The sequence below is a fragment of the Bdellovibrio sp. HCB288 genome, assembly GCF_047305935.1.
GTDB lineage: Bacteria > Bdellovibrionota > Bdellovibrionia > Bdellovibrionales > Bdellovibrionaceae > Bdellovibrio.
The window spans coordinates 3,345,889-3,368,118 of record NZ_CP178619.1; the positions used below are offsets into that span (position 1 = coordinate 3,345,889).

16 protein-coding genes are annotated in these 22,230 nt (G+C 48.0%); 9 read left to right on the top strand and 7 right to left on the bottom strand.

Going from position 1 to position 22,230, the window contains the following annotated elements; genetic code table 11:
• Positions 1 to 317: 317 nt before the first annotated feature.
• Together ACLVWR_RS16415 and ACLVWR_RS16420 are read left to right on the top strand one after the other, a co-directional pair.
• Positions 318 to 2,720 carry an NADP-dependent malic enzyme gene (locus ACLVWR_RS16415; RefSeq protein ID WP_413581680.1) on the top strand — a complete coding sequence of 801 codons (2,403 nt, stop codon included), beginning with the start codon at positions 318 to 320 and terminating at the stop codon, positions 2,718 to 2,720.
• 105 nt (positions 2,721 to 2,825) lie between these two features.
• The gene (locus ACLVWR_RS16420; protein ID WP_413581681.1) at positions 2,826 to 3,011 is read left to right on the top strand and encodes a hypothetical protein; all 186 of its coding nucleotides are present in this window, start codon (positions 2,826 to 2,828) and stop codon (positions 3,009 to 3,011) included.
• On the opposite strand, the gene ACLVWR_RS16425 is transcribed toward ACLVWR_RS16420, so the two are convergent.
• Positions 2,992 to 11,676, bottom strand: a complete 8,685-nt coding sequence (locus tag ACLVWR_RS16425; RefSeq protein ID WP_413581682.1) for a GH36-type glycosyl hydrolase domain-containing protein — start codon at positions 11,674 to 11,676, stop codon at positions 2,992 to 2,994. The genes ACLVWR_RS16420 and ACLVWR_RS16425 overlap by 20 nt on opposite strands.
• A gap of 199 nt (positions 11,677 to 11,875) precedes the next feature.
• On the opposite strand from ACLVWR_RS16425, the gene hflX reads away from it, so the two are divergent.
• Together hflX and ACLVWR_RS16435 are read left to right on the top strand one after the other, a co-directional pair.
• Complete coding sequence (hflX, locus tag ACLVWR_RS16430) at positions 11,876 to 13,141, top strand: GTPase HflX (protein WP_340597240.1); 1,266 nt, start codon at positions 11,876 to 11,878, stop codon at positions 13,139 to 13,141.
• A 174-nt stretch (positions 13,142 to 13,315) separates the two neighbouring features.
• Positions 13,316 to 13,831 (top strand): hypothetical protein, encoded by a 516-nt coding sequence (locus ACLVWR_RS16435; RefSeq protein WP_413581683.1) that lies wholly within the window; start codon positions 13,316 to 13,318, stop codon positions 13,829 to 13,831.
• On the opposite strand, the gene ACLVWR_RS16440 is transcribed toward ACLVWR_RS16435, so the two are convergent.
• Together ACLVWR_RS16440 and ACLVWR_RS16445 are read right to left on the bottom strand one after the other, a co-directional pair.
• Positions 13,828 to 14,304, bottom strand: a complete 477-nt coding sequence (locus ACLVWR_RS16440) for an acyl-CoA thioesterase (RefSeq protein WP_340597238.1) — start codon at positions 14,302 to 14,304, stop codon at positions 13,828 to 13,830. The two genes, ACLVWR_RS16435 and ACLVWR_RS16440, sit on opposite strands and share 4 nt — an antisense overlap.
• A gap of 123 nt (positions 14,305 to 14,427) precedes the next feature.
• Positions 14,428 to 14,820, bottom strand: a complete 393-nt coding sequence (locus ACLVWR_RS16445; RefSeq protein ID WP_340597237.1) for a response regulator transcription factor — start codon at positions 14,818 to 14,820, stop codon at positions 14,428 to 14,430.
• A gap of 203 nt (positions 14,821 to 15,023) precedes the next feature.
• Between ACLVWR_RS16445 and ACLVWR_RS16450 the strand changes: the two genes are divergently transcribed.
• The 3 genes from ACLVWR_RS16450 to ACLVWR_RS16460 are packed head-to-tail and all read left to right on the top strand — an operon-like array spanning position 15,024 to position 17,345.
• Positions 15,024 to 15,443 (top strand): response regulator, encoded by a 420-nt coding sequence (locus tag ACLVWR_RS16450; RefSeq protein ID WP_413581684.1) that lies wholly within the window; start codon positions 15,024 to 15,026, stop codon positions 15,441 to 15,443.
• Between the two features lie 22 nt (positions 15,444 to 15,465).
• A complete protein-coding gene (locus tag ACLVWR_RS16455) occupies positions 15,466 to 15,966 on the top strand; it encodes a chemotaxis protein CheX (protein WP_413581685.1) in 501 nt (166 codons plus the stop codon).
• Positions 15,966 to 17,345 (top strand): HD-GYP domain-containing protein, encoded by a 1,380-nt coding sequence (locus tag ACLVWR_RS16460; protein ID WP_413581686.1) that lies wholly within the window; start codon positions 15,966 to 15,968, stop codon positions 17,343 to 17,345. The genes ACLVWR_RS16455 and ACLVWR_RS16460 overlap by 1 nt, the downstream gene beginning before the upstream one ends.
• Positions 17,346 to 17,352: 7 nt before the next feature.
• On the opposite strand, the gene ACLVWR_RS16465 is transcribed toward ACLVWR_RS16460, so the two are convergent.
• Genes ACLVWR_RS16465 through ACLVWR_RS16475 form a run of 3 tightly spaced genes read right to left on the bottom strand, consistent with a single transcriptional unit; the run spans position 17,353 to position 19,641 of the window.
• Positions 17,353 to 17,817, bottom strand: a complete 465-nt coding sequence (locus ACLVWR_RS16465; protein WP_413581687.1) for a hypothetical protein — start codon at positions 17,815 to 17,817, stop codon at positions 17,353 to 17,355.
• Complete coding sequence (locus ACLVWR_RS16470; protein ID WP_413581688.1) at positions 17,810 to 18,436, bottom strand: RDD family protein; 627 nt, start codon at positions 18,434 to 18,436, stop codon at positions 17,810 to 17,812. The genes ACLVWR_RS16465 and ACLVWR_RS16470 overlap by 8 nt, the downstream gene beginning before the upstream one ends.
• An 11-nt stretch (positions 18,437 to 18,447) precedes the next feature.
• Complete coding sequence (locus tag ACLVWR_RS16475) at positions 18,448 to 19,641, bottom strand: CCA tRNA nucleotidyltransferase (protein WP_413581689.1); 1,194 nt, start codon at positions 19,639 to 19,641, stop codon at positions 18,448 to 18,450.
• A 138-nt stretch (positions 19,642 to 19,779) separates the two neighbouring features.
• Between ACLVWR_RS16475 and queG the strand changes: the two genes are divergently transcribed.
• Complete coding sequence (queG, locus tag ACLVWR_RS16480; protein WP_413581690.1) at positions 19,780 to 20,739, top strand: tRNA epoxyqueuosine(34) reductase QueG; 960 nt, start codon at positions 19,780 to 19,782, stop codon at positions 20,737 to 20,739.
• Here the strand turns inward: queG and ACLVWR_RS16485 are convergent.
• Complete coding sequence (locus ACLVWR_RS16485) at positions 20,728 to 21,309, bottom strand: hypothetical protein (RefSeq protein WP_413581691.1); 582 nt, start codon at positions 21,307 to 21,309, stop codon at positions 20,728 to 20,730. The two genes, queG and ACLVWR_RS16485, sit on opposite strands and share 12 nt — an antisense overlap.
• A gap of 5 nt (positions 21,310 to 21,314) precedes the next feature.
• Here ACLVWR_RS16485 and ACLVWR_RS16490 point away from each other — a divergent pair, with 5 nt between their 5' ends.
• Positions 21,315 to 22,220: an HD-GYP domain-containing protein gene (locus ACLVWR_RS16490; protein ID WP_413581692.1), complete on the top strand. Its 906-nt coding sequence runs from the start codon at positions 21,315 to 21,317 to the stop codon at positions 22,218 to 22,220.
• Positions 22,221 to 22,230 lie beyond the last annotated feature (10 nt).

Here is a 22,230-nt window from a genome sequence, read left to right on the forward strand (position 1 = left end):
GAGAAGTATTCAGAATTTGATTGATTGATTGATTGATTGACTGACTGACTGACTGACTGACTGACTGACTGACTGACTGACTAAAACACACAAATAACTCCACCTCCCCCACCAATAACCCGCTATTTCTTGCGGATGAGAATGACTTGCGTACAGAGTGATCAAAATATGTTAACTCGGGGTCAATAATCATATGCGTCATCAGAATTACCTACCGCGACAAGCACCCCATTTATTGACCCCCTAAGGATGCATTTGTAGAGTAACTGCACTTATTTCGCGAAAGAGCTAACGGTTTAAAAGCCTTGGAAAATTTCATGAATTTCAAATACGCGAAAAAAGCACGAAAGGGCATATCCTTGGAAAAGAATTTGAACAAGAACTCTGATAAAGCACCTGAGACTAAAGGCACCACCAACAACTTCGACCAAGAGGCTTTGATTTATCATAGCATGGGCAAGCCGGGAAAAATTGAGGTTATCTCATCCAAGCCCTGCGTGTCTGAAAAAGATCTTTCTCTCGCTTACTCTCCGGGTGTCGCGGCTCCTTGTAAGGTGATCGCAAAAGATCCATCCAAAGTTTACGACTATACAGCCAAAGGAAATTTGGTCGGCGTTATCTCCAACGGTACTGCCGTACTGGGACTTGGGAACATCGGACCTCACGCTTCAAAACCCGTCATGGAAGGTAAGGGAATTCTGTTCAAACAATTTGCTGGCATCGATGTTTTCGACATTGAAGTTGATGCAAATGACGTTGATACATTCTGTAACGCCATCAAAACACTGGAACCTACATTCGGCGGCATCAACCTGGAAGACATCAAAGCTCCAGAGTGCTTCGAAATTGAAGAGCGCCTGAAAAAGGAAATGAAAATTCCGGTATTCCATGATGACCAGCATGGTACTGCGATCGTTTCCGGAGCTGCACTATTGAACGCCGTTTCCATCACAAACAGAAAAATGGAAAACGTACGCATCGTGGTTAACGGCGCCGGCGCTTCTGCAAACTCTTGTGCGAAAATTTTCATTTCCCTGGGCGCACGCCGTGAAAACATCATCATGTGTGACTCTCAAGGTGTGATCTACAAGGGTCGCACCGCCGGAATGAACAAGTACAAAGAATACTTTGCTGCTGAAACTGAAGTGCGCACGCTAAGCGAAGCTTTGCGTGGTGCGGATGTTTTCGTCGGCCTTTCGGTAGCTGGCGCCCTGACTCCGGAAATGCTGAAAGATATGGCCAAGGATCCGATTATTTTTGCAATGGCCAACCCGGTTCCAGAAATCACACCTGACGAAGCACGTACTGCTCGACCGGATGCGATCATTGCCACAGGACGTTCTGATTATCCGAATCAGGTGAACAACGTATTGGGTTTCCCGTCCATCTTCCGTGGAGCATTGGATACTCGTTCAACACAAATCAACGAAGAAATGAAACTCGCAGCCGTTCACGCTTTGGCAAAACTGGCACGCGAAGATGTTCCTGATCGCGTCTCTGCAACTTACGGTGGAAAAACATTCAAGTTCGGTCGTGAGTATTTGATTCCAAAACCTTTCGACACCCGTGTTCTTTTGTGGGTCGCACCGGAAGTGGCGAAAGCCGCGATAAAAACCGGCGTTGCCACTCGCAAGATTGAAGACTGGGATCACTACCGTGAAACATTGGAGGCTTTGCAAGGCCCATCCAAAGTATTCATTCGCTCTGCCATCAACAGAGTTCATCAGAATGCAACGGCAATGGGTGGCGAATTGCCACGCATCGTTTTCCCGGAAGGAACAAGCTCCAAAGTGCTTAAGGCTCTTGCGACTTTGGTTGAAGAAAAAATCTGTCAGCCGATCCTGTTGGGATACCCTGACCGCGTAAAAGAAAAAATTCAGGCCTTGGATATTCCGGCATTGCATGACGTCCCGGTTATTCATCCGGCAACTTATCCGAAATTCTTTAAGTACGTTGAGAAGCTTTACAATCTAAGACAGCGTAAAGGCATCAACATGCGCGAAGCCGAGCGATTGATGGCTGATCCGAATTACTTTGCCGCGATGATGGTGATGATGGGTGAAGCTGATGGTGTGGTGAACGGCGCTTCCGTGAACTATGCCGATGCAGTGAAGCCTATTCTGCAAACTGTGGGCGTCTACCAAGGTGGCGTTCCTGCGGGCCTGAACTTCATCTTGCTTGAAGACAAATTCCTGGTGTTGGCAGACACCACTGTGAATTTGAATCCGACAGCTGAACAGTGTGCGCAAATTGCCCTGCAAGCCGCGAAAGTTGTCGAGTACTTTGGTATTGAGCCGAAGATCGCAATGCTTTCATATTCGAACTTCAGCGGAGCGGAAGGCACTCCTTGTAAAATGAAGAATGCAGCAGAAATCGTTAAAAAGCTGCGCCCAGGCCTGATGGTTGATGGCGATATGCAAGCTGACACAGCTGTGAATCCAGAGATCATGGAAAGACTTTTCCCATTCTCTGACCTTAAGGGTGGCGCGAATGTTCTGATCTTCCCTAACCTGGAAGCTTCCAACATCGCTTACAAACTTATCCAGCAGGTCGGCAAAGTGGAAGTGATTGGACCTTTCCTTACCGGCGTTCGCAGATCTTGCAACGTTCTGCAAAGAACAACAACGGTGGATGGCATCGTGAACTCTGTGGTATTCACCGCGCTGGAAGCTCAATTCATCAAAGATGTTTTGAAATCCCGCGAAGCCAATAAACAATAAGGCTGATCAGACTTTAACATTCCGAACACAAAGGTCTGTGGTAAAACACAGGCCTTTTTTTTCATTCTTCATTTACAATTTTCGTACTAACCCCAGGAGGTACGAATGAAGGAATCCCCTAAGCCTGAAAGCAAAAGCCAACCAAATGTTGAAACCACTCCCAAGGACAACCTTTACGAGTCCCTGAACTCCCTGTCTTTCACGCAAAATTTCACTCTGCTGATCAACCACTACAAGCGCGAAGTCATCACCACCAAGACTCCCACCCGGGTTAAGGGTGAGAATCGCTAAGTCGTTTCACCGGGGATGCCGGGTCATCCCGGTACTCCAGTATAATCTCCTTACGTCCCCCGCTGTCCTCCAACGGAATTCGTTTTTCTGGCAGGGGACCTTTCTTTGAGATTTGCACCTTGATGACATAGGTTGTGCTTTTAAATTTGTAAGTGATATCAAAGCTGCTCCAGGATTCCGGAACACAGGGAGCAATCACTATTTCACCATCCACGATATTAAAGCCCAGTACAGACTCCAACCCCGCACGGTAAAACCAGCTTGCGGAACCCGTATACCAACTCCAGCCACCACGCCCCACATGCGGCTCCACCGCGTAGACGTCAGCTGCAATCACATAAGGTTCAATTTTATATTTTTGCATCCCGGCTCGCGTGCGAGCGTGATGAATTGGATTGATGATATTATACAGCTCCAGTACTTTCTCCCGCTCTTGCAGCTTTGCATAGGCCATCACGACCCAGATTGCCGCATGAGTGTACTGTCCGCCATTTTCACGAACTCCCGGAACGTATCCCTTGATATACCCCGGATCCAAATTCGTTTTATCAAATGCCGGAATTAAAAGTTTGATCAAACCTTTATCTTTAACAATCAGATTTTCTTCAACCTTGCTCATGGCAAGCCGTTGTCGCTCTGGCTGCCCCACCCCTGAAAGAATGGACCAGGTTTGCGACAGCGAATCAATGCGACACTCCTGACCTTGAGAAGTTCCCAGCGGAGTCCCGTCATCAAAGTACGCGCGACGATACCATTCCCCATCCCACGCATTGGCTTCAATGGCTTCACGCAAGCGCAGCATGTGGTCCTCATAGCGCTGGGTTGTTTCAGCATCACAGTACGGCAGATAATCATGCATGACCTTATGAAGGAACCACCCCATCCACACACTTTCGCCTTTTCCTTTTTCTCCAATGCGGTTCATCCCATCGTTCCAATCCCCGCAACCGATCAAAGGCAGGCCATGGGCCCCCACTTTCATGGAATGCTCAAATGTCCGCAGACAATGATTATGTAACGTCGCCTTCTCCTCACTAATTTTGGGTTGAGTATAGGAGTCCTCCTGCTCTGGTGTGAGCAAAGGAGCCTCAATGAATGAAACTTCCTGATCCAGAATGCTGCGATCTCCGGTGACCCGAATATAGTGGGTCACCACAAAAGGCAGCCACAACAGATCATCAGAAAAATGAGTTCGCACACCTCGCCCTGTCGGCGGATGCCACCAGTGTTGAACGTCCCCCTCCGGAAACTGCCGGGAAGCGGCTCTTAGAATGTGCTCTCTTGCGATCTCGGGTGTCGAATACACAAAGGCCATACAGTCCTGCAGCTGATCGCGGAAGCCATAGGCTCCGCCCGATTGATAGAAAGCCGAACGGGCCCACAACCGACAGACCAAAGATTGATAAAGCGACCAGCGATTCACCATCAAATTCAAAGCAGGCTCTGGTGTAGAGACCTGAATCGACCCCAAATGGTGATCCCACATTTTGTGAACTTCCTGAAAAGCCTCTTCCACGGCATCCATCTGCAAATATTTTTCAGATAAACTTTGTGCCGCAACCTTGGTGGGCGCCTGCCCTAACAGAAACACAATCTCAATCTCTTCCTGATCCCGGACAAAGTAACTGGCTTGCAAAGCAGCGCAAGGATCGTGACCGATACCCGTGTATCCGCTAAGCCCCCTTCGTTTCAAGGCCTCCGGAGAGGTATAAGACTTGTTTCGTCCCAGGAATTCTTTTCGATCACAGGAGAACGTTTGCACCTCGGCACTGGTGCGGAAGAACGATACGCGTTCCGCAAACTCGTGATTGTAGGCATTGGTGGCATAAAGAGTTTTATCGTCATCTGCTTCGCACAGGATGTAGGGAGCGGACTTTTCACGCAGATTTCCCAACACCCATTCCACATACGCCCAAAAAGACAAACGTCGATTGCGACCACTGACATTTTTAATTTTCAACCGAGTGATCTTAACAGTATCAGAGGGCGGAACAAACATGGTCAGCTCATGGCTTAAACCAAAGGCACTGTGCTCGAATACGGAATATCCCTGTCCATGACGAACAAGGTACTGTTCCCGATTTCGAATCGGCAGTGGTGTCGGAGTCCAGATCTCCCCGGAATCATCATCGCGTATATAGATGATTTCCGTATTTGGATCTGAGACAGAATCGTTTGACCACGGAGTGATTCTGTTTTCACGGGAATTGACCGCCCAGGTGAATCCAGAACCGGACTCGCTCACTTGAAATCCAAAGTCATTGCTATTGGCAACCACGTTGATCCAAGGTGCCGGTGGCCATTGGTCCTCCTGCAAGCTGATAATATACTCGCGACCATCTTCGGAAAAGCCACCCAGTCCGTTAAAGTACTGCAGATTCGTGGGAGTGAATTTCTTATGATCGTAAGAATGAGGCTGCGCTTTCGGCGCAAAGGCTTCCGCATACTTTATTGGCAGCACCTTGCGTGAAACCTGCTCTTTGAAGGTGCCGGCGTCACTGGAAATCACCACCCGCGCCATGGCCTGAATCAAAGACCGATCACTATCCTGCAAAGTGTCCAGTTTCAAACTAAAGATACCGCCTTGCTTGTTCATCCAATCTTGAAGCCCGGCATAGCGTATTTGCCACTGCACCTCGTCCTGCAGATCCTGCAGGTAAGTGGATTTCGATTCATTCATAATCACAAGATCAAACGCCAGACCTTTTAAACGCAGATACTCGTGACCACGCAGAAGTTTGCGCACCAAGCCCATGTCTTTCTTATCACCGATCATCACCGCCACTATGGGCACGTCACCACTGATCCCGAAAGGCCATAAACTGGCCTGTTCGCGGGTGTATTGCGCCAGAAAGTGGGCCGGTTGTCGCATCGAGGGATCCGAGAAATACAGGCGTTCCGCCAATCGTTGAAATGAATATGCGGATTCGGCATCCATCCCCAGATGGCGCAGATCGATTCTTGATTTTGTCCAGGCAAGTTTGGCTTCCCGATCAAAGGAATGCACATCCTGATAGCGATCCACCAGTTGCAAAAGTTCGTCATACATGGCGGCAAAACCAGTTTTGAAGGTCACCTTACGAATACCACCCGGCGGCACCCGCAACTTAACCCGTAAACTTAAAATCGGATCCAGCACTGAACCGATGCTGTTGGATAATGTACTTCCAGCCCGCAAAGCAATTGGATTGCTGGCATCACGGCCTCGACCGATAAATCGCGAGCGATCGGTTTCGTATTCAATCTCCCCGACGAATTCAGCATCCGTCACCACTCCGTGGAATCCATAAATTTCACTTTGCGCACTGGAACGCGGTCGTCTTTTGACGATGAGACAGCGCTTTTGTTCCAAATAGTTTGTTTGCAAAAACAAATTACTAAATCCCGGATGCGCATGATCCGCTGCCAGAGTGGCCAGGACCGGTTCGAGATAGCTGGTCAGCTCCAGAATTTTTTCCTCACCTGACATATTGGTCAAAGTCACTTCCCGGAGTTCCAGATTGTCTTCCGGAGCAACGATCACTCGCGTGACCGTTTTGATATCCAGGTCTTTTCGGAAAAACTCCACCTGATCCTCGGAGAAAACCGCTTTATAAGATTCAGGTTTGCGCAACTGCGGCAGGAATGTCGTTGACCAGGCCTGGTTCATTTCGACATCCCGGATATAAATATACTGTCCCCAATTATCGCGAGTCGCATCCTCACGCCAACGAGTGACGGCAAGTTTTCCGAATTTGGAAAAGCCCGACCCACCGGTTGAAAGCATCAAAGAATACTCTCCGTTGGAAAGAATCTGCACCCGAGGACTGTGATGCGGAGATTCATCATAGACCCGAACAAAGGACTTCATCAAAGAATCGCCGGCACTTTCCCATTCGATTTCTGCGGCTTTTGGTTCGGTTAATGCCATGTACTCCGGCACTCGTTCCTGCAAGAGCATTTGCGCCGCACGCACCCGTGGTTCGGCATGAAAGCGATTTTGCATGATTTCCGCATTTAATATATTATCGATCGCGATAAGACTCATACCCTGATGATGAGCCATATAGGATTTAACCAAAGCATAGGGCTGCTCCGGGGCTATTCTTTCTGGTGTATAGTCGATGGCCTCGATAAATCCATACTCCGTCAGTATATCAGGCGTTTGCATGTTGCGCAGATTTCGGGTGGCAACGACCGGCTCGACCAAGGCCGCCAGAAAACTGGAGTACGGTGAAACAACCAGATCATGCCCCAGTCCGCGCTTTAATCCCAAACCGGGAATACCAAAAGGACCATACTGATAGTTGTAATTTAAATCCCGGGCATTATAACCAGCTTCAGATATCCCCCACGGCACATTTAATTTTTTACCATAGCTGATCTGGCGCTCGACCACGGCATAAAGGGTTTCCCCGATAAGAGTGTTGTCATAACTTTTCATCACCAGATGGGGCATCAAATACTCAAACATGGAGGCAGACCACGACACCAAGGCCCGTTTTCCCTCGACCGGAACCAGTTGTCGTCCCAGACGAAACCAGTGTTTGGCAGGAACATCACGTTTCGCAATCGCCACGAAACTCGCCAACCGGCACTCCGAAGCCAGTAAATCGTAATAGGAATTATCATGGCGATTCTCACTGACATTGAATCCTATAGAGAAAACCTCACGGTCCTTTTCAATCAGAAAGCCAAAATCCATTTCAGTGAAATAGGTTTCACACAAATCAGACACTTTCCGTAAATCATCACACAATGCCTCCGTGTTGTTTACGACTTTGGCCCCCAACTCGCGGTACTTGATAATCTCGGCCGGCAAGTCGCTATCTGGAAAATCAGCGAGCCGCGCAAAGAAACTGCGATAGTTATCTACAGTGACACTTAACGAGTTCACCTGATCCAGCTCCTGATATCCAGAGATGCCACCAAGCCAGGTTTTGTTTTCTGAACTGAGTAATTGAGTCAGAACAAACAGCTCGGAATCTTTTTTAAGATCGCTAACCAGGGTGTTTAAAGCATTCGTCCAGCCGCGAAGTTTAAGATAGAAACGAACTCCATGTTCGACTTCCAATGCATCCAGACTGTCCCTGAAGTCTTCGACAGAAAACTGTATCGCCCGGATCAATCCGGTCCATTGGGACAGAGTTGCCGGCGCGCCCTCTTCGATAATCTGCAAGGTGCTTTTAATTTGTTCAACCAAATGAGTCCCGCTTAAAGATCCTGTTTCCTGTCGCTGCAGTTGAAGTTTTTTAACTTCCTCTTCCATCAATCCCAGGTTGATTTTCAAGGCATGAAGACAGCTTGGGTTGAAAATGGGCGCTTCCAACAACTCCCGCGCGCCCTCTTTAATGACCAATAAATATCCCGCCATATTTCCACTATCCACCGTGGAAACATACTGCGGATAAAGGGGCGCCAAGGACATCGTATCGTACCAGTTCAGAAAGTGACCTCGGTAGCGTTCCAATTTAGCCAAGGTGGCAAAGTGATCCCGCAAGCGGTCTGAACCCGCGCGCAATGTGATGAATCCAAAGTCCTTTGCCGAAAGAATGGAAAGTGCATAGAGCCCCATATTTGTGGGCGAGGTCCGATGTGCAACGACTTGCTCGGGATCCTCCTGCACGTTATCAGGAGGAAGCCAGTTGTCTTTGGCCGTCACGAATGTTTCAAAGAAAAACCAGATTCGCCGCGCCACCGAGAACAGATACTCGTTGTCGTCCGCGGAGAGATCCTCTCTTTTCTTTTCAATTTTTCTTTGGGTCAGATTCGCGATCCACGGATAAAGAGCCCACATGGTCAAAAATGGAATCGCCACCAACGCCACATCCGCATTCCAGCGAACAATAACTGCAACCAGGATCAGTGCCAGAATGGTTTCCACTCCGGCAGTGCTGCGCCAAAAATTACCACTTTGATTTTCCAGTTTTTCCGCAGCGGCAGCGGTGGTCCACTCAAGCCTTTTGGTTTTTGAGACCCGAGTGCGGTAAATCGCCCGCACAATCGCATCGACGTCGTTCACCGCCCGATGAGGCAGAAAAACCAGAGACAAAAGGAACTGACCAACATGGGTCTGTATTTTCCCAAGCTCGCTCCAGAAACTTTTCGACCAACTGCCACCGCGAGGGGAAACCATCAAGGCATTCACAAGTTGCAGGATGATCGGAATCGCAATCGTCACCGTTGCAACCCCGGTCCAGAACCAGGCATCCCCCGGCAAAATCAACCACGAGGCCACAAACAGAAACAACAAACACGGAGCCACCAGGCTGCGGCGAAGATTATCCCAGATCTTCCAGCGGGAAATCAGGGGCAGATCATTCACCACCAGTTTGCCATCATGGTTTTTTACAATCGGCAAAGTCCAAGGACCCACCTGCCAGTCTCCGCGCACCCAACGATGCGCCCGGGTCGCAAAACTTTTATATGAGCTGGGATAGTCATCCATGACTTCAATATCAGTTACCAATGCCGTGCGGGCATAAAGACCCTCAAACAGATCATGGCTAAGAATCGTATTATCCGGAACCCTGCCTTCCAGCGACCGATCAAACGCTTCGATATCGTACAGGCCTTTTCCGGTAAAACTGCCTTCGTTAAATAAGTCCTGATAAACATCGGACACTGCCATGGTATAAGGATCAATACCGGTATGGCCGGAAAAAACAGAGGAAAAGATCGTGCGCGAGGAGCTTTCGAGTGAAATACTCACCCGGGGTTGAATAATTCCATAACCGTCAGTCACGCGTCGGCGCAGTTCACTGAATTTCGCCCGGTTCAGTGGATGCGAAGCCACACCAATAAGGTGTCGAGCCCCGTCCAATCCTAACTGCGTATCTGCATCCAGAGTGATCACATACTTGAAAGTACGAACCAGCTCTTCAGGAATGGTCATGATGGTATAGCTGGTCTCCCCATTGCCCAAAAGGATGCGATTCAGCTCTTCAATTTTTCCACGCTTACGCTCCCAGCCCATCCATTTTTTCTCGGACGGATTCCACAGACGCTTGCGATGCAGCAGGAAAAACCGGTCCGCACCGTGCTTTTCATTCAGACGCGCAATGCCCTCTTGTACCTGGGCAACCAGTCCTTGATCACCTTCCACATGCTCACTATCGGCATCCATAAAATCCGTAGCCAGCGCAAAGTAGACCTGCGCATCGAGATTGCCCAAATAGTGAACCTCGATTTTCTCGATGAGATTTTCAATGGTTTCATCATCAGCCAGAAGACACGGTACAATCACCAAAGTTCGGTAGTCTGCCGGGACTCCCTGACGGTAATCCATTTTTGCCAGTCGTCGGGGCTGAACGACATGGGTGAGAAGATAGTTAAACAGTGTCACGGCCAAATCACTGAAAGGAATAAACATGACAAAGACGGCCACCACCATGCCATACCAGAATTTTGTATTCCTGATGGCGTAGTCGATGGGACCAATCATCGTTAAACAAATCAAAACCGCGATACTGGAAAAATAAACCAGCGTTGGATGCCTTAATGTCAGGCGCAGCCAGGATTCACTGAAGCGCGGCCGGTAGTTAAAGTCTTTCTCCAGCTTTCGCAACCCCTTGCCATACAGATAGTAGCCAACATGGGAATTTTCCTGCTGACTTCTTTCAATGGCCTTCTTGGCGATATCGCGTTCTGGAGTTTTCGTGCGTTTTCCGATTCTTTCGATGTTATGACGATAGTCATCCCGGGTGACGAATTCCATCTTCGCATAATCGCCGGTTGGATCCGCCTCCAAAAGCCGATCAATATGACTGACACTTTCAAAGAATAGCTTCCAGTCGATATTACTGATCAAACGCATACTGGAAATAATGTTCGCAATCGTAACCTGAGTGGTGGCCTGATGCTGATGCTCCCTCGTTACGATCTGCTCGATACTCAGGTTTTCTTTCCCCAGCTCTGTGTTCATCGCTTCAATCACAGGCCAGACATCCGCCTCGGCATCCCGCAGACGTTTTGCAACCTGCGCGATGAAGGTCAGCTCAGTTTCCACCGAGCCTTCACAATGGCTGACAATCTGCTTTAAATACTTCTGAAACTTTTTGGGCTGGCGCACATTTTCAAGCAACTGTTCAACCAGATCATCCGCCATAGCGGATTGATTGAAATCCCACGCAATACGCAAGGCCACCCGCCGAAGATTTTCAATCAAGGCAATTCGCAGGGTGATGGCCACCGCCCACAGCTCGCCCATTTTTAAATAATTGCGCGTTTGAAAACCCAGCACAAATCTACGGATTAAATCCACCGACAGCCGACTGTCCGAATGGGCAATCATCGCTAATGCCAATGCATAGATACGGGGATACCCCGCCAACTCCCCTTCGATAGCTTTGGGAAGCTCTGAGTAGTACGACGGAGGAAGATCCTCCTCGATTTCGCGAAGCTGTTCCTCAACGATATGAAAATTATCAATCAGCCATTCGGCCGCGGGGGAAACGGATTCCTTTTTTCTGCCGACAGTGGCCAGCAAACGGTATGCGACCAGAAGTTTTTTGCCATTTTCAGAACTGCGTTTAATTAAGGTTTTACGCTTCACCGAAGTTTTGCCGGTTTGCAAATTCTCGCCCAGGTAAACAGCGTATTCTTCAAGTCTCTCTGCGCTGAAAATCTCCGCCTTTATCGGTAGCTCCAATATATCCTGCAAAGAGATGTTAAACTTTTTAGCCATTCCCACTCCCAAAAAAACCAACCACATTAAAAGAAAATTTTGATTTGTTTAACCCGTAGGGCCAAGTTCACGTGTCACATTATGTGGAAATGCATGGGCCTAAGGGCCTTTGCTGGCAGGCAAAAATGGCTAAAATTTGTCTTTGACCGTATGAACGAGGGTGATAGAATTAAGACAGACCAAGGGAGGGTTCTTAGATTTGAGTCAACAAGCCCATGTCAAAGTTCACGATAGAGCGATTGTCATCGGGGTCGGTTTAAAAACCGAACCACTCACCGAAATCAAAGAAAATCTGCTGGAACTGGAGGAGCTGGTCACCGCCGCTGGTGGTGAAGTCGTAGGCTCCATTATCCAAGTCCTGCCTTCTTGGAATCCCGCAACTCTGATTGGATCCGGCAAAGTCGAAGAAGTGGCCGAGATGGTCCGCGACAGTCAGGCCACGATTGTGGTCATGGATCACCAATTATCTGGCGTTCAACAAAGAAACTTAGAGCAAATAGTTAAAGTTCGTGTGGTTGACCGCAATCAATTGATTCTGGATATTTTTGCCCAACGCGCTCAGACCTTTGAAGGAAAACTTCAAGTGGAACTTGCACAGTTGCTGGATCAAATGCCCCGCATGGTCGGAGCATGGTTGGAATCCCTATCTCGTCAAGGTGGCGGTATCGGCACCAGAGGCCCTGGGGAAACGGCCCTTGAAAACGACCGCCGTCGCATCCGTGAGCGCGTCGCCTTAATTAAGAAAAAACTTGATGGTGTTCGCCAAAACCGTGCGCAACACAGGCAATCCCGCAAACGCCATGAAATCCCATCCTTTGCTTTAATCGGCTATACCAACTCCGGCAAAAGTTCTTTACTGAACCGCCTGACTGGTGCGCAAGTGATGACGAAAAATCAGGTGTTCGCAACTCTGGATCCAACAACTCGCAAAATCTTTTTGAACGATGGACCACCAGCAGTCGTCACAGACACTGTGGGCTTCATCCGCAAACTTCCCACGCAGTTGATTGAGGCATTTAAAGCAACACTTGAAGAGTCGGCAGAAGCTGATGTTTTACTTCATGTGGTGGATTTATCGTCTCCCAACATGGAAAGACAAATAGAAGTCGTCGAGGACCTCATCAAGGAATTCAACTGGGCCGATAAAAAAATTATCCACGTCTTTAACAAAGTGGATGCAGCTCCGGTTGAAAGACAATTTCGGGTCAAACAATACCCTCGGGTTTTCGTCAGCGCCCTCACCGGCCAGGGAATGGAGCAGTTGAAAAAACTGATGGCTCAAATGGTCAGCGAAATGCAGACCGATGTGCAACTCTACTTCCCACGCTCCGAAGAATACAAAATCTTCGACCTGGGAAGAGAAGCACAAATCAGCAGAAAAGAAACAGCCACTGAAGGCACCGTCTGCTACACCCAGCTTACACCTTCACTGATCAATCGCTGGAAAGACTATATCGTCAAGTAAACATGAGGAAACCCTCGCTTGAATGCGAATTCTTTGGGAAATTACCGTCTCAAAACAGGATTCTATTTTAAAGTGTTGCCGGATCAAAATGATGTCACTGTCGAATGTCAGCTATAATAATCCCATATCGCGTTGGTGGGGATTTTTAGCATTATGTTCGGTAGTAGTAATTTTTTGATTAATCAAAACCATTTAGGAAAGTATGTCTGCCTCAGCGTCTGGGCCGTCAGTATTACTTTTTGCTTCTATTATCTGGCAATGGGTGTCGGCTTGATTAAACTTGCGGGCCTGGCCGTGATCGCCATTTTCGGAGGACTCTGCACCCTTTTATTTACGATCGAAAAAAATCAGACTGCAGTGATAACGCAAACAATTCTGATGTATGCATCTTTGGCAATTCTGATGACCATCCCCTCCATCATCAATCATGCAATTGCGATGTTATTGATCGTCGTACTGAACCCAGTTATTTTTTTGAATCGTTTGCGTGTGGAATTGATTTTTGGAAATCTGATAATATCAATAGTCACTTTAATCGCCTATCAAATGACAAAACCCATAAGCTCCGTCCCTATTCTGGAACAACTCTTAGAGTTTTTTATGAAGTTCATGTTGATAGTCTTCGTATTCGTCCAAGTATATGGCTTGAGGCTGATGTACGACCGCAGTCAGCCCCACAGTACAGATTAATCCTGACGCTTTTCTTTTAGACGCTGCTCTCGGCGCGCCTTGCCTTCGTTGTAGCGGCGTTTATCGTTCTCAGTGTTCAACTCCAACCCAGGAACTTCAATCGGCTTGCCATTGGCACCCAAAGCCACAAAAGTGGTGTATGCCGTCGCTGTGTGAAAGGTCTCCCCGGTTTTTGGATCTTCAGCATCCACACGAACGCCCACTTCCATGGAGGTGCGCGAAGTGTAGTTCACACTGGCTTTAAGATTTACCACCCATCCTTTATAGACTGGTGCCACGAAATTAATGCGATCAATGGAGGCCGTCACTACATCTTTGTTCGAGTGACGTTGAGCTGCTATGGCCGCTGCGATATCAATCCATGACATGATAGTCCCCCCGAACACAGAGCCCAAGGCATTTGTGTGCGACGGAAGAACCAATTGAGTCATGACGACTTGAGAAAATGAAACGGGCTTGGAAGATTTAGCCATAAGAACGAGCCTTTCACGAAGGACCCTTTTGCTATTACCAAAAAACAAAAGGCACAGCATTAAATGCCGTGCCTTTTATACTAAACCCTTCGCGGATTCAGTTCAACGCTTTGGGCGTCTATATTAGATGCCACCCATACCGATGTCGGAATTACCATTACGGTTCATGCCGCCACCTGGAAGAGTTGTAGCACCGGCTACAGTCGCAGATCCTGCTGGGATCGTTTGCGTTTGGTTATTGTTGTAAGTCTGAGCAGTAGTCGCATTTTGGTTGTTGCTCTCTGCGCGGATTTCGCTTTCCACGAAACCAAGGTGAGGCAAGCACCATACGATCAATTGTGCACGAGATTTCACATTCATCTTTTTATAGATGTTAGTAAGGTGAAATTTAACTGTTTTTTCAGTTACAAAAAGCTGGTTCGCAACTTCCTTGTTGGACAAGCCTTTAGACACAAGTTCTGCAACTTCTGCCTCTCTATTTGAAAGACCTTTTTGAATCAGGACATCTCTGAGCATCCTTGCTCCCTCCCGCTAATTGTTTTTTATTTTTCTATCTAAACCGTTTGTACCGCCCAGGACTCATGTCCAAAAGCAGCACGACCACCTGTAATAAAGTCTGACATAAATTCTGAGATTCGCAATAGCTTTGGACTCTAGTTTTAAAAAACTAGACCGATAATGGAGTAGATTTTACACAAAATAGCCCCTTAGGAGATATTATGTTTCCCAATACGACCAAATTTTTGATCGTTGACGACTTTTCCACAATGCGAAAAATCATCAAAAAGGTTTTAAGCGAACTTGGCTACACCAATGTCGAGGAAGCCGATGACGGTAAAACCGCCCTTCCGATGATTCAGGCAGCTCATGATGCAGGTAAGCCATACGAATTCATTATTTCTGACTGGAACATGCCTGGTATGCAGGGAATTGATCTTCTAAAGGCTTGTAAAGCGGACCCTCGTTTTAAAGCAACACCATTCATGCTGGTAACGGCAGAATCCGAACAAAAACACATCCTTGAAGCAGCTAAAGCCGGAGTTTCTGACTACGTTGTAAAGCCATTTAATTCCCAGACTTTGAAGGGAAAAATGGAACGCGTTTGGGCTAAACACTCGGCCGGCCAAAAAGCCGCATAATACTGCATTAAGGAGATAGAAAATGTCAGCAGCACCTAAAGTGGATGCAATGAATCCACTCTTTGACAAACGTCTTATTAATGCCTTTGTCGATGGGGTTATCAAAACTTTGAAAACCATCGCCAACACGGATGCCACACCGGGCAAACCATTTATCGAGCCATCCTTTGTACTGAAGGGTGAAATCGCCGGTATGGTTGGCATGGTGGCTCCCCCACTTAAAGGCACCCTTTTGATTTCTTACGGCAAGGACTCCATCTTCCATATTCTTGAGAATATGCTTGGGGAAAAACACGTCGAGATCAACAAAGAGGTTCAGGACGCCGTGGGCGAAATGACCAACATGATTTACGGGTCTGCAAAAACGACTCTGAATCAAATGGGCTATAACTTTGAGATGGCTATTCCTACGGTAATTTCCGGTAATTTTAATATTACTCAGGCAGACAAAGGCGCGACTTTGGTCATCCCTTTTAATCTGTCCAACAGCTCCACCTTCTACGTGGAGATCACGGTGCAATAATGGCAGTAAGCCCAGGAAAAACTGTGGATGTTATCATAGGAAGCCCCTCTCCGGGCTTTCTTGAGACCATTCAAACAGTGCTCAAGGGCTACTACCCGTATATCTTGCAGCAATTCAAAAGCGTCGACGAAATCATCGACGCTTCTTCGAACCCTGAATTCAAACCTATTTTAGCCTTGATCGATGGTGCTGGCGGTACGAACTCCACGAACGAGTGGGTTCAAACCACCAAAATGAACTATCCGGACTGCCATCTGATCGTGCTTCACTCCAGTGCTCCGCTTGACTTCAATATTGTGAAAAAGAACGGCGCCGACGAAGTGATGCACATCAACTTTGACCGGGAATTTATCTCGGACATGGTATTGCAACTGGCCCCCATTGAGCTTGAAGGCGAAAACATCCCGATCACCGCTTTGATGCCGGTGGATTTGCGCGATATGGAACCCAACATCACTTTGAACTTTGATGTCTATGTTCATCTTCCTGCAAATCATCGCTCTGTGATTCTGCGCCACAGCGGAGACGTCATCGAAGACCGCCACGTGGAGAAGTTTAAAAACATGCGCCAGCAGATGTACGTTAAGAAAACTCAGATGAAGCAGTTTTTTGAGTTCGCACGCACGATCATGAGCATGCGCAACATCCCGTTCCCGATCTCCATGACCGAGAAGTTTCATCGCTCGAAAAAGAATATCTATGAATTCATGCAACAATTCCTGAATGCCGCCTCTGGCGACTACTCCATGGGTAAAGGGATTCTGGATAAGTGCAAAACGATCATCACGGAGCTTGAGCTGAACAAGACTCTGCCTGGTCCGGAAATCTATGATGAGGTCTGCCGTTATACCGGCAATACCCGCTCCTATTATCACGATGCTTTATGTGTGTCGGCCTTTGCCGCCTATTTTGCGCAGCTTTTGGATTGGCCCGAAGAAAAGCGTGAGTCCGCGGCTATTGCGGGGCTTTTGCATAACATCGGTCTTTCCCAGGCTAATTTTTCTGCGACTGAAATCGACGTCACCAAACTTAGCAGCGAACAGGCTCATGATTATAAGTTCTATCCCGAACGATCCGTGAATCTGGTCAAAGCCAAAAAAGTTCCAATCAATCAGGATATCCAAGACGGAATTATGCAACACCGCGAACTTCCAGGTGGCCGCGGCTTCCCTAAAGCTTTACCGACTGAAGACATCTCAGCTTTCGGAAAGTTGTTGAGTATCGCTTATTCCTTCCATCAATTAACAGCATTACGCGATCAGGCTTCTGCTCTGGCTCCACAAGTGGCCATGAACTCCATGAAAGACGACGCGATCAGCGGCAACGGACAGTATGATCTTGTCATGATCAGCACTATCGCAAAAAAGTTTAAGCCTTAATATTTCACTACGGAAACAACTGAGTGGCCTTTACCTTGTAATAGTCCTTGGGCTGTTCGTTCGGAATCCCCTGCGCCACGTCCAAACGATCGTGTTCGACGTTTTTGATCTTCATGTTAGAGCCATACATCTGCCCTGACATGGTATAAAACACGTTCACGAACTGATAATCGCCAGCACCATCACGCCCGACAAAGACAAAGATATTTTTGAACGAGGTCTTTTCCGCCAGATAGAATACCTGCGATGAGATTTGCGTGCCGGAAACCTGTTCCAGCTTCTTATACAGATCCTCCCAGCCATTCACCATGGGTTTGACCTTCCACGGAAATGCATTATCCCCACCGGGCCCCAGCACCTGAACGCCGACAAAGTTGATCTTGGAAAAATCCACACCCGCTGGAGGCTGGGCATGAGCTGAAAACACGAACACCAAGGAGATTAGAAACAATACCAGTCTCATCTTATTCATCCTCCATCATGTCTTCACCCAGATCCACGGAAACATCTTCCATCGAGCTTATCGCAACCAAGGCCCGCAGATCCGCCTTGCCCGTTTTCCAATTAATTTCATTGATGATATTCGACGAAAACAACAGTCCTTCGTAGACATAGGACAAAATCAACAAGCTCCCCACCACCCAACGGATCGTGGGACGTTGAGGGCGCGGTGTAAATTGCACCACGCGGGTTTCCGCAACCCAGTCAGACAGATGAGTCCGGTCATATCTGAAAAAAGCCAGGGCAAAAATCGCCCAGGAGAAAAAGAACGTCAGACGACTGGTCAGAGGACGCAACACACACTGAGTGTATTGCAGCTCCTTGGTGGGATCATCTGCAGGTACAACTTTTAGACCCAGCAACCATTTCCCTGGTGTGGCCGACAACAACATCAAAGACACGGCTTCATAAAGAGCCGGCACCAGGAAAAGCATCCCCAATTGAAACAGGGAAATCTCGACATCACCTTGAGTAAACCACGCACGATAGAAAAGTGTCCCGAAAGGCAGGTAACAAACCACCAGAAAAATCTGATCCAACATGATGGCAAAAAGTCTTTTCCAAGTGCTCGCAACAAAGACGTCGTTCATTTGTAATTACCTTAGACTTTCTTTAAGTATTGATCCAGCCACGCGAGCGCTTGTTTGCGATCCCCGTGATTTTTTTCGAGTTGCAGGCAATAAGCTTCCTGCAAGCACGCACCAATCGCCGGCCCCTGAAGTTTTCCCTTAAGGTCCTCTCCAGTCAGGAATGGTTTTGGCAACTCTTCACCAAAACCTTGAAGTTCTGCAAACAAAGCCAGAATACGTTCCTCAAAGTGGCCTTCTTTCATCAAAACTTCCAGAGCCCAGTACACACCCGGCTTCTGCATTTGCTGCAGTTGAATTCCCAGACGCTGCATCAGGAACTCTTCTGGCTTATGCCACAAATTCCACGCGTCCTCGATACCCCGGCGCTCCTTTGTTGAAAGACGCAATAACTCAATGCTCTTTGACAACTGTTCAGAACCCGCAGATCGCAAATACAAACTTAAATTCTGCCAGATTTCGCAACCGGGATAACCGGTCCAACTGACATCCATGGCCTTCCACGGAAACAGCTCGGCCTGCAGCCCCGTATCCTGCATCACTCGCAGGCCCAGGGACACATTTTTTGCTTTCAACAATTTGCCCATTTCATCGCGCAGTCGCTCACCACTGACGGTCTTAACCAACGAGGACATCTCCGTCATGGCTTTCATGGTGACTGGCTCTATCGCAAAATCCAACTGAGCCGCAAAACGAGCCCCGCGCAGCAGGCGCAGGTGATCCTCAGTGAAGCGTTTTTTAGCATCACCCACCGTGCGCAGAATCTGTTTTTGTAAATCGACCTGGCCATTTACAAAATCCAGCACTTGATGCGTTTTCAAATCGTAGAACAGGGCATTCACGGTAAAATCGCGGCGTTCAGCATCCTCCTCGGGCGAGGAGAACTCCACATGATCGGGACGTCTGCCATCCGCGTAGGTGCCGTCATTGCGAAAGGTGGCCACTTCGATATCAGCCCCACCCATCAAAACACGCATCACCCCGAAGACTTTACCCACCCCGACGGTTTTTTCGAATAATTTTTCGATCTGATCCGGAGTCGCATCAGTCGCGATATCCAAATCATTGGCTTTAAAACCCAATAAAGCGTCACGTACACAGCCCCCGGCTAAAAACGCTTTATAGCCTTTATCGCTCAAACTGTGATAGATTGCCTCCACAGCGGGCCAATGGGGATGAGATTGCAAAATAGTGCGAACTTGATCCATACCAATTCAGTGTACAAAAAAACCGGGTGAAAGAAAGAAATTGTTCGCGTGACGCCTCAGGAGATAAAACCTCTTTTAGATCCATTTTTAGCCGAACTGGGAGTCTCCCACTTCGGCTGGGCGCCTTTGCAGAACCCATTGAGTTTTGATTTTTATCGCAGCTGGATCGACGAGGGTCTGCACGGCGAGATGAAATATCTGGCGGACCACGCCCCGATCAAAGAAAATCCCCAAAGCAAATGGTCCCGCGCGGAAAGTGCCTTGGTATTTGCAATGCCATACTTTCCCCACCCCGAAAAAATGGACAACTTCCCACTCAAGTCTGCCAGGGTCAGCATGTATGCCCAGGGCATCGACTACCATTTTTGGTTCAAGGAACGGATGCAAAAACTCTGTGTGGAATTGGGCAAGGCCTTCCCGGAAGAGGAATTCCTGGCCTTCACCGACAGCTCCCCACTGCTGGAAAGAGACCTCGCAAAAAAAGCCGCCCTGGGCTGGGTCGGTAAAAACACCTGCGTGATCCACCCCAAAAAAGGCAGTCTGTTTTTCATCGGTGAAATCGTCACCTCTCTGAAAATCACCACCGAAATTGAACCTCTGCCGGATTTTTGTGGCACCTGCACTCGTTGCCTTGATATTTGCCCGACCGGCGCCCTGATAGAACCGCGCAAGATGGATGCCCGTAAATGCATCTCTTATCTGACCATTGAGTCGCGCCAGATTCCTGAAGAGAGTCTGCGCAGTCAAATTGGTGATTGGTTTTTCGGCTGTGATTTATGCCAGACAGTGTGCCCTTGGAACCAGAAGGTCTTCAAAGGTCAGCTGTCCATTGAAAAAAGTCTGTCCCTAACCTCGGAACACGAAAAGGATCTGACCACGGAGCTTCGCTATATCCTGACAAGTTCCGGTAAGAAACTCAGCAAGGATTTCTTTGGCACCCCGCTGGCGCGGGCTGGTTCCTTTGGGTTGAAGCGCAACGCTTTGATTGTCGCTGCCAACCGCAAACTTAAAGAGCTTCAACCTGAGGTCGAAGCTCTTTCAGAACACGAAAAATTGGGAGAATTGGCCCAGTGGACCCTGGGACAGCTACAGTCCTAGCTTTTTTAGAAGATCATCGATTTCATTCTGCTTAAGCTTTTGCTTCCCTTGATCCGGGGCTGCACCCTTGGCACTCACACTGATTGCCACATCGTCAGAGAACTTACCCGAAACCCAGCGCAGTCGATCGATAAATGCCTGCGGAATAGTGGTTTTCAAAGCCACCACCGGCTCCTCAATACGATCCAACAATGTGCTTAACGTTTCAGACCCGTCCAGCAAAGTGGCGACGCACACATCAAAGAGACTCTGATTATCCTGTATTTGTGACGCTTTATAACCGACGGCCTTACAAAGTGCCGTATAGTCAGAAATCAAATGAACCGCATGATCCGTGGGCGCAGACATAGCAAGGCTCTTTGCGCCCCCCATAATGCGGTCCACACCGTTCCCATATTCTGCCAACTTTTGAACTTGAGAAAAGTCGCCTTCAATACCTTCGAGAAGATCTATTAAATCCTCAATCAAGATCTTTGACTCGCTTACAAAATCTTTTACAATTTCTTTATCAATAGACATTGGTTTAACGATAGCAATCGAGAGGTTCGGAAGCAATGGATTATGTCTCAATTCGCGTGAGCACCCTGAGAGGGGACCAAAAGATTGATTTCAATGCCTACATCAAAATCAATGACAAGATGATCCTATACCTACGTCGTGGCGACAGCTTTGAAGGCGACCGTCTGAAGCGTTTGAAAGAAAAACAACTCCGCAAAATGTACATCCTGACCACAGAGGAACAACTCTACCGTGGTTATGTGGATCGCAATCTTGATATGGCATACGACAACAGTTCCGGCAAAGATTTACAAACCCGCGTGGAAGTCATTCAAGGCGCGCAACAATCCAACGCCGAAGAAGTGTTTGAAAATCCGGAAAACGAAGTCACTTACAACTATGCCAAAGATGCCGCTGGCAAATATGTGAGCTTTGTGATGTCCAACCAACAGTCTCTGTCCTCAATCATGAGTCTTGAAAATACGGATAAGAATCTCGCGCATCACGGCGTGACGGTTTCCACGCTGGCGATCGCTCTGGCGCAAAAACTGGGTGTGACGGACCTTAAAAAGACTCAACTCCTGACTTTGGGAGCCCTGCTGCACGATTACGGTCATTACCTGACTGGATTAAACGTGAATCAAAAAGTCTCTGCGATGAACCCTGCGGATAAACTCCTTTGGTGGAAGCATCCTTCTGAAGGAGCCACGCAAGTTCGCGACAAAAAGCACTTTGATCAGACGGTGATCAACATCATTGCCCAACACGAAGAACTGATCGATGGCTCAGGCCCTCTGGGAATGCGCGAGAAAGACATCGACCCACTGGCTGTCATAGTCTGCTCTGCCAATGCCATTGATCGCCTGATCACCTTTGAAGGCGTGCCCAAGAATGAAGCTGCAAAAAAACTCATGCTGGAACGAGTGGGTCAACATCCACTGCAACACATTCAGCATTTGAGTGATATTATGAAAGGTATTTGATTATCCTGAA